Origin of the sequence: Dyella choica (assembly GCF_003977665.1) — a bacterium.
GTDB classification, from domain to species: Bacteria; Pseudomonadota; Gammaproteobacteria; order Xanthomonadales; family Rhodanobacteraceae; genus Dyella_B; species Dyella_B choica.
On sequence record NZ_RYYV01000020.1, the window covers coordinates 66,226 to 75,209 of the forward strand.

8 protein-coding genes are annotated in these 8,984 nt (G+C 62.6%); 1 reads left to right on the top strand and 7 read right to left on the bottom strand.

The annotated features are described in order from the left end of the window. Positions 1-84: 84 nt before the first annotated feature. Positions 85-1,989: an LTA synthase family protein gene (locus EKH80_RS19735; protein ID WP_126686515.1), complete on the top strand. Its 1,905-nt coding sequence runs from the start codon at positions 85-87 to the stop codon at positions 1,987-1,989. A gap of 27 nt (positions 1,990-2,016) precedes the next feature. On the opposite strand, the gene EKH80_RS19740 is transcribed toward EKH80_RS19735, so the two are convergent. The 7 genes from EKH80_RS19740 to EKH80_RS19770 all read right to left on the bottom strand — a co-directional run bounded on the left by EKH80_RS19740 (position 2,017) and on the right by EKH80_RS19770 (position 8,798). Beyond that, a complete protein-coding gene (locus EKH80_RS19740) occupies positions 2,017-2,760 on the bottom strand; it encodes an MHYT domain-containing protein (protein WP_126686516.1) in 744 nt (247 codons plus the stop codon). Positions 2,761-2,782: 22 nt separating this feature from the next. Continuing rightward, complete coding sequence (locus EKH80_RS19745; protein ID WP_126686517.1) at positions 2,783-3,556, bottom strand: hypothetical protein; 774 nt, start codon at positions 3,554-3,556, stop codon at positions 2,783-2,785. A 260-nt stretch (positions 3,557-3,816) separates the two neighbouring features. Beyond that, positions 3,817-4,851, bottom strand: coding sequence for a M48 family metallopeptidase (locus EKH80_RS19750; protein WP_126686518.1), 1,035 nt, complete (start codon positions 4,849-4,851; stop codon positions 3,817-3,819). Between the two features lie 2 nt (positions 4,852-4,853). Further along, a complete protein-coding gene (locus tag EKH80_RS19755; protein WP_158628898.1) occupies positions 4,854-6,041 on the bottom strand; it encodes a YjgN family protein in 1,188 nt (395 codons plus the stop codon). A gap of 142 nt (positions 6,042-6,183) precedes the next feature. Next, positions 6,184-7,824, bottom strand: a complete 1,641-nt coding sequence (gene groL, locus EKH80_RS19760; protein ID WP_126686520.1) for a chaperonin GroEL — start codon at positions 7,822-7,824, stop codon at positions 6,184-6,186. Positions 7,825-7,915: 91 nt separating this feature from the next. After that, positions 7,916-8,209, bottom strand: coding sequence for a co-chaperone GroES (locus EKH80_RS19765; protein WP_126686521.1), 294 nt, complete (start codon positions 8,207-8,209; stop codon positions 7,916-7,918). Positions 8,210-8,513: 304 nt separating this feature from the next. Next, positions 8,514-8,798, bottom strand: coding sequence for a hypothetical protein (locus EKH80_RS19770; RefSeq protein WP_126686522.1), 285 nt, complete (start codon positions 8,796-8,798; stop codon positions 8,514-8,516). Positions 8,799-8,984: the final 186 nt, after the last annotated feature.

The following is an 8,984-nucleotide window of genomic DNA, read 5'->3' on the forward strand; positions in this document are numbered from 1 at the left end:
GATACCTGCCGGCCAAATGACAACCGATTCATGACAGTCGCGTTACAGTCCGCACTCCCCTAGAAACGACAGGTCGCGGGCTGTATGACCCTGGTTTCCACCACCCTGCTGTCAAAACGATCCGCTGCTGCGCGCACCGCCCTGGTACTGGCGATGATGGCCGCCTTCGTCCTGCTCACCGGCCTGCTCGACGGCAGCGACGGCGTGGCGGTGTCCCAGTTGCTCGCCCAACCCGCCATCCCGCTGGCCAACGCCATGCCGGGCCTGATGCTGGCGTTGCTGTTACTGGTGCTGACCCGTCGCACTGTGTTGTCGTTCGGCCTCGCCTATCTGATGCAAGGCGTGATGTACGGTGTAAATGCGCTGAAGGTGGCCAATCTCGGTACGCCGTTGCTGCCGGCCGACTTCCGTATGGTGGACCAGTTGCACAAGGGCGGCCTGCATGTGCTGGGCAGTTATCTGCCGCATTCCCCGTGGCCCTACCTGGCCTTGCTGGGCGGCGTCGCGGTGGTGGTGGCCATGTGGCACCACGAGCCTCCGCTGTTCGCGGCCCGCACCGGCGGCCGGCGCGTCGTGATCGGTACGCTGCTCGGCGTGACCCTGATCACCCTGCTGCTGGGCATGCCCGGCTGGGGCAATCTCTACAACGGTCGGAAGCTGTGGATGGAACCCTGGTCGGCCGCCGCAACCACCAGTCATTCGGGCCTGGTCAGCTCGCTGGTGATGTTCCATCTGCAGGACCGGCGCAGCAAGCAGAAGGCCGATCCCAACGCGGTGAGCAATCTGCTGCAAACCACCGGCGACGCGGTGCGTGCGCACATGCAAGCAGCTGCAGATCCGGCTACGGCCCTGCCCGATATCGTGGTCATCCAGAGCGAATCGTTCTTCGATCCACGCATCGTGCGCGGTTACGAAAACGCCGGGCTCACGCCCAATCTCGACCGCCTCGCCGCGCAAGGCATGAGCGGACCGCTGCACGTACCCACCTATGGTGGCGGTACCATCCGTACCGAATTCGAAATGCTCACGGGACTGTCGCTGCGCTACTTCAACAACATGCAGTTCCCGTATCTGCAACTGCACGACAAGGTCGCGCCAAGCATGGTGCGCAGCTTGCGCGCGCACGGCTATGAAACCGTGGCCATCCACGGCAACGATCCCACGTTCTGGAACCGCAATACCGCGTTCAAGGCCTTGGGCTTCGATCGCTTCGTGTCGCAGTCGAGCTTCCCTGGCGACGCGCCGGTGGATGGTAAGTACATGGCCGACAGCGCGATGACCGACGAGATCATGGCCCAATTGAAGGATTACGGCCCACCCCAGTTCCTGTTCGCCATCAGCCTGGAGGCGCATGGACCGTATGACGTGCCGCCGAAGGATACCGCCGCGCGCGATAGGATTCCGGTCCCTGCCGCCGTCGACGCCAAGGACAAGACGGAGCTGCAAACCTACCTGTATCACATGCAACATGCGGATGCCGAACTTGGCCGCCTGGCCGGCTTGCTCGCCGTGCGCAACCGTCCCACCTTGCTGCTGTTCTACGGCGACCATCTGCCGGGCCTTACCGCCGCGTATCGCGCGACCGGCTTCGTCGACGGCCAGGACATGCTTGCGCAGGCGGGTACCTGGCTGCTGGTCGATCCGCGCAACCGGGAGGAGCCGCAACGCTTCGACACGGCGTCGTGGATGCTGCCCGGCCTGTTGCTGGAACGCGCCGGCATTCATGACGACGCCTATTTCGCGCTGACGCAGGTACTCGCACCATCGCTGGCCAAGCTCACCCGCGCGCCTGGCGCTGCGCCGCCGCCCATTGACAGCCAGCAGCTGCTGCTCGACAAGGACATGGCCAGCGTTGCGGTGTTGCGCATGAAGGGCAAACTCGACCGGATGCTGCCCGCGAGCCTATTGCCTGCCAACACCGTTGTGGCCAAGCAGGACGACGAGCAACAACATGTTCCGGCCTCCGCAGCCATGGGCACGCATCACTGATCCTGCGGTTTCGAAACCGCAACTTCATCAAATGGTGATTGCCGCCCGCCGCTGCTGCCGCTTGTAATGGACGACCAGGGCTGTTGCCAGGAGCGCCACGGACACGACGAAAATGGTCACGCCCAGATGGTCGCCACGCATGCCGTGGGCAAAACCGGCCGGCAACTGCGCGCCGTTTTCATCGATATCGAAAGCCGCCATGCCGGTGTAATGCATGCCGCAAACCGCAAGCCCCATCACCAGCGCGCTGCCGATCATCTGCACGCGGCCGCGCAGATGGAAAGCCAGCCACAGGGCGACGATCGAGGCCACAATGGCGATGAGCAACGAGGTCGCCACCAGGTTCATGTCGTAGGTTGAGTACGCCGCCATCATCATCGCAGCCATGCCCAGATAGTGCATGCCGGTAACGCCCAGCCCCATGCAGATGCCTGCCGCGGCCAGCTTGGCCCAGCTGAAGGCGCCGCTGCTGGCAATGAACAGGCCCAGCGAGCAGGCACCGAAGGCAATGATGGCGGACAGCGCGGTGAGCACGGGGTCATAAGTCACCGGCATGCCCATGTCGCAAGCGAGCATGGCGATGAAATGCATGGCCCAGATCGCCCCTACACCCATCGCCGCGCCAGCTGCCAACACGGCTGCCGTACGCTGACGCGGGGTTTTCGCCAAAGGAATGACCACGGCCCATTGCAGAGCGGCAAACGATCCAAGCACGGATATCAGGTACGAGAGCAGGACCAGCAAGGTGTTGTAGTGCTGATGATCAGGCATGGCTACTACCTCCAGTGGCGAGTCAATGCAAAACCTCAAGCAGGCAATCGCCCTGGCCGTTGTTGCTGCGGCAATGCAGATTGCGCACGAGCACACCCTGCGGCGCGGACGACGCGCCGAGCATGCCTTCGAGATAGCCGCTGAAGAACTTGCAACCGGAATGGCCGCCAGGTGGGCACAACGGGCAGTCCTGGATATGAAAGTGGCGCTCGCGTACATCGATCGCCACCAGCAAGCGCAAGGCAGGCGCCGCGATGCGCTTGATCGCATCGGCCAGGCCCAGCTTGCCGCCTGCCTCGTAGTCACGCTTGAACACCCAGATGCCGGTGCGCCGCCCCGCCAGCAACAGGGATGCTTCGCGTGCTTCGGCAGCGACCTCGTGCTCCAAGGCGAGCAGCCACGGAAAAATCTTCGGGTAATCGCGTGCCAGTTGCGGCAGCATGCTCTCGACTTTATGCACATCGGGCCCGACATGCCTGATCGACGCCGGCGCCGAACCACTCGCCGCAACATCGGCCGCGCGTGACGCTGGCGACATTGCCGCTTGCGTTACGGCGCCCGGTGCCAACAACGTGGCCTCGAAGCTCAGCACACGATCATGCGTGGCCAACACTTCCTCAAGGCCAAGCTGCTTCTCCGGCTCGCCACGCACGACCATGACCAGCCACGCACCTTGCTCGTCCTGATACACGCGCTGGCGTAGCAGCGCGAAACCTCCGGCGGCCACCGCGCGGCCCAGTTCCACCAGCAAGCCTTCGCGGCGATGGGACAGGATCTGGATTTCCAGCTCGATCATCGAATGAAGTTCCCCTGTTTGGTCGATGCTGGCAAACAGGGTGAAATTTACGACGAGCCCCCACTGCGAAAAACGTGATCGAACTCCCAAATGCCGAGGTGCGCAACGGAGCCGCTACCCATTTTCGGCATGACACGTTTCTCGCAGCGTGTAGGCGGGTTGCCAAACCCAGCATTGCCATGCACGCGCACTGTGCGATGCTGGGATTGTCATCCCAGCCTACGCGCAGCCAGACGCAGATGCAGTTATCCAGAGCAGCCCTAGTGCCTGCCTAGCTGGAATTGGTGCGAAGCGGCTTGCGCCTTCTCAATCCGCTCTTCGGTCAGGGGATGATTGGACATGTAGCGGACCTCACCTCCGCCGGCTTCGCCAGGATGCGCTTGTTCCAGCGCATGCATGGCGTCGGCAAAGGCAATGGGATCGACCGACTGTTGCGCCAGCGTCTTGAAGGCGAAGTCGTCGGCGTCGGCTTCGAACGCGCGCGAGTAATGGTTGTTCAGCAGAAAAGTCGGCAGGGCCGCGCTGACCCCGCTCAACGAAGTCACGTCGCCGAATGCCAAACTGATCATGAGAGTCGAGCCGACATGGCGCATGACCTCGCGCATCTGGTGATGATGCGCCAGATGACCCAGTTCGTGTGCCGCCACGGCGAGAAACGATCGGTCATCGGGCAGCGCCTTCAAGATCGCATCGGTAAACACCACCGTACCGTCAGGCAGGGCGAAGGCATTGGCACCTATCGACGGCGAGTCGTAGATGGCGAGATGGACGGCTGGCAATCCAGCCACGTTGCGCGAAAACCGGTCAAACAACGCCTGCAGGTGTGCCTGTCGTTCGGCCGGCACTTGGCTGGGCAGCAGCATGCGTCCGCGCATCAACACCAGGGTTTGCTGCCCCATCGCCACATCCATGCGCTGCGGCATGCGGGCAGCGACGCGATCGGCCATCCATGGCATACCGTATTCAAGCCAACCGATCAGGCCCAGGCCGATGGCAAGCACGCTAGCCAAGGCAGCCCAACGCTTTCTCTCCAGCCAATCGACCAGTGATTCGATCCGATTGCGGCCTCGGAACCAGTCGGCCGGCATGTCGTCATAGTCGATCTGCAGTTGCGCACCATGCGGCAAACGCAGCGTGAAAGGCACGCCGGTCATGCGCGCACTGACGTTCACCTGTACTAGCAGCGCTGCTCCTTGCACGCCATCGCCGCGCCAGCTGAGCTGATCGCCCTCCAGCATGACTTGCACCTGCCGTATGCGGGTGCTCCGCCCGTCGAGATATTCGCCACGCACCATGGCTACAGGCCGATGTCGAAGCCCAGCAAACTGTCGACCTCCGATCCCAGCGCGCTCACGCGAGCTCGGCGAGAGGAGGTTTGCACGAACTCGTCCAGGCTGCCGCTGCCTTCCAGCCGCAAATGCTCCGCGCGATAACGGGCCACCCGGATGACCGCCCACGGCGTGGCCAGCCCCAGCGTGCAGATGATCGCCGCCGCATTGGTGAAGTAGATGCGCAGCATCTCCCCGTAACTTAGCGAAGACTCAAGCTGGTAGGGCCCGATACTGGTGTGGTTGTAGAGCGCATTGGTCATGCGCACGCGGATATAGGCCCAGATCGCCAGGTTGATCGGTCCGGCATACAGGTAACTCAGCGCCTTGACGGTCAAGGGATGCTGATGCAGTTCCGCCGGCGTCCAGCCCAAGGTCCGCTGGATCTCGAACACGAGGATCGCCGCAGGAATCGCGCTCAGGATGTAGATGCCCAGCACCCGGCGGTAAATGCGGCGATACACCTTGGGATCGAACCGGAAGCGGAAAGCCTTGCCGCCGAAGTAATGCTGTTCGGCCATCCATTGTTGCTGCTTGCCCCTTACCCATGGATAGATCATGAACTGGAACACGGACACGCCGATCATGATCAACAGCGCCGCCACGATCTGATGCCCGTTGGTGATCAAAAGCTTCATCGCCACCAGGGCCAGCACCGCCATCACCGCGTAAATCACCAGATACCATTTATAGGCGCCGACGTAATCGTCATCGAAGCGAAAGTTCACGCCGCGCCAGGCCGAATAGCGGGCGCGGAACAGCATGCCTTTAACGATGAACCAGGGCATCAAAAGGCCCATCACACCGATGCAAGCAGCCAGCAAACGCATCGAAACATGCGGCGCAAGCGCAAGCAGCGCCACAATGGCGGCTGCCAGCAGGCGACCGCGCAAGATGGGTATGGGCTCGGCCAGGTACTCGAAACGCGAGCCGCCCAGCGCGGTATTGGCATACATGTAACGCCTGGTGCGCACCGAGGCCCAAGCCGAATAAAGTCCCAGCGTGATGATGCTCAGGGCGACGTTGACGATCCAGATGCGGAAGTAGTCGCGGGCATTGCCGTGGAATTCGAACACGAGCCGGCCGTGGCTGCCTTCGAAGACCGTGTCCTCGATCTCCGGCAGGAAAATGTGCGCGGCGTTCCCTTGGTTGTGCATGTCCCTTTCCCCCTGTCCTGTGCCGCTCTCCTGCGGCAGGGGCGAGTGTAGCGACGAAATGTGCTGCGCGTCACGTTTTGGCAAAAAGAAAGCCCCGCTTACGCGGGGCTTTCTCCAACACTTGGCGTTGGCTAGGCGGGACTTAGAAGTCCATGCCACCCATGCCGCCCATGCCGCCGGCCGGGGCATGGTTGTGCTCTTCCTTCTTCGGCAGCTCGGCCACCATCGCTTCGGTGGTGATCGCGAGGCCCGCGACCGACGAAGCGTACTGCAGGGCCGAACGGGTGACCTTGGTCGGGTCCAGGATGCCGAATTCGACCATGTCGCCGAACTCGCCGTTGGCGGCGTTGTAGCCGTAGTTGCCCTTGCCTTCCTTGACCTGGTTGACGATCACGGACGGCTCGGCGCCGGCGTTGGCGACGATCTCGCGCAGCGGTGCTTCCAGCGCGCGGCGGGTGATGGCGATGCCGAGGTTCTGGTCTTCGTTGTCGCCCTTCAGGTTTTCGATGGCCGTCAGCGCACGGATCAGCGCCACGCCGCCGCCCGGCACCACGCCTTCCTCCACCGCAGCGCGCGTGGCGTGCAGGGCGTCTTCGACGCGAGCCTTCTTTTCCTTCATTTCGACTTCGGTGGCGGCACCGACCTTGATCACTGCCACGCCGCCGGCCAGCTTGGCCACGCGTTCCTGCAGTTTTTCGCGGTCGTAGTCGGAGGTGGTCTCCTCGATCTGCGCCTTGATCTGCTTGATGCGGGCCTGGATCTTCTCGGCTTCGCCGGCGCCGTCGATGATGGTGGTGTTTTCCTTGGTCACCACGATCTTCTTGGCGCGACCCAGATCGGCCACGGTGGCCTTCTCCAGCTGCAGGCCCACTTCCTCGGAGATGACCTGGCCATTGGTGAGGATGGCCATGTCTTCCAGCATCGCCTTGCGGCGGTCACCGAAGCCAGGGGCCTTCACGGCGGCAACCTTGACGATGCCGCGGATGGTGTTGACCACCAGGGTGGCCAGCGCCTCGCCTTCCACTTCCTCGGCCACGATCAGCAGCGGCTTGCCCGCCTTGGCCACGCCTTCCAGCACCGGCAGCAGCTCGCGCACGTTGGAGATCTTCTTGTCGTGCAGCAGGATGAACGGGTCTTCCAGCTCGACCTGCTGGCTCTGCTGGTTGTTGATGAAGTACGGCGAGAGGTAGCCGCGGTCGAACTGCATGCCTTCCACGACGTCCAGCTCGTTCTCCAGGCCTGAGCCTTCCTCGACCGTGATCACGCCTTCCTTGCCGACCTTCTTCATCGCGGTGGCGATGATGTCGCCGATGGCGGCGTCGGAGTTGGCGGAGATGGTGCCGACCTGGGCGATGGCCTTGTCGTCAGCGGTGGGCTTGGACAGCTTCTTCAGCTCTTCCACCGAGGCGTGCACGGCCTTGTCGATGCCGCGCTTGAGGTCCATCGGGTTGATGCCGGCGGCCACGGCCTTCATGCCTTCGCGGATGAACGCCTGGGCCAGAACGGTAGCGGTGGTGGTGCCGTCACCGGCGTTGTCGGAGGTCTTGGAAGCGGCTTCCTTGACGATCTGGGCGCCCATGTTCTCGTACGGATCGGCCAGCTCGATTTCCTTGGCGACGGACACGCCGTCCTTGGTGACGGTCGGGGCGCCGAAGCTCTTCTGGAGCACGACGTTGCGGCCCTTCGGGCCCAGCGTGACCTTGACCGCGTTGGCCAGGGTGTTCACGCCCTTGAGGATGCGCGAGCGCGCGTCTTCGCTGAAGCGGACTTCTTTGGGTGCCATAAATTTTTGCCTCAAAAATTTAATTTAAATACGGAAAATCTTGCGGTAAGGCCTAAGAGATGCGCGGCTTAGCTTTTCGCGCTTCCCCCAATCAGCCCTCAAGCACCGCCACGATGTCGTCTTCCTTCAGGAAGACCAGCTCTTCGCCGTCGATCTTGATTTCCTGGCCGGCGTACTTGCCGAACAGCACGGTTTCACCGGCCTTGACCGACATCGGACGAACCTTGCCGTCTTCCAGGATGCGGCCTTCACCGGCGGCGACGACCTTACCGCGGGTCTGCTTTTCGGTAGCGCTATCGGGGATGACGATGCCGCCGGCGGAGACACGCTCCTCCTCCAGGCGCTTGACGATGACGCGATCGTGCAGCGGACGCAGTTTGCTCATGGGATGAACTCCAGCTTTGGCTTATGGATGAAAAAGGGTGACCCCGGGCCGGCCTTGACACCGTTGTTAGCACTCGAGGTACGTGAGTGCCAATTCTAGTCGCCAAAAAAACCCCTGCAATAGGGGCCGTCCAGGTCGTGCAAGGGGTTATGGGGGAGTCGGACGGGCTTTCAAGGGCTGGTTAATGAAACGGCGCAGTTTGGAAATTAGGGCACCGGGGCGAGCTGCGGGGCCTGCTCACGTCATCACGGGTCGTGCGCGGGCAGGCCATTGGAGATACGGCCAGCTGCAGCAGGTTCGCCGATCAGAAGATCTGCATGTGGCACATGGGCATCGGCCCAGTTGGGCGGATGGTCGCAGCCATAGCGATCAACGAATGCCGCTCGGCCTGGTCAGTGGCTCGCTTGGCCTCATCGTCTAGCGCGTCCAGTATCGGGCAGCGGAAACGGTCCGGACTCATTAGCGGTAACCCAACCCCAAGAGCTGGTTCCTGAAATTCAAAGGCCAGCGCCAGATGCCTTACTCGTTGCAGCGCTTGCGCCCTGTCGGATGCATGCGGGCTGCGCAGCTGCCGCAGCAGCGTGATCATGTCGGTCTGGTAGTACGCAGAAAGCGAAGGTGTGGTGGCGACCCGCCAAGCCCAGCTGTACGCAAAGTCGTAGTACTCGGGATCCTGCCCGGCACTTGATTAGCGTCGAGTCTCAGTAGGTGAGCAGAGGTAGGGCGAGCATGGCGGCATCCCTCAAGCGGAGGTGCCGCCATGCCGATGAACCGC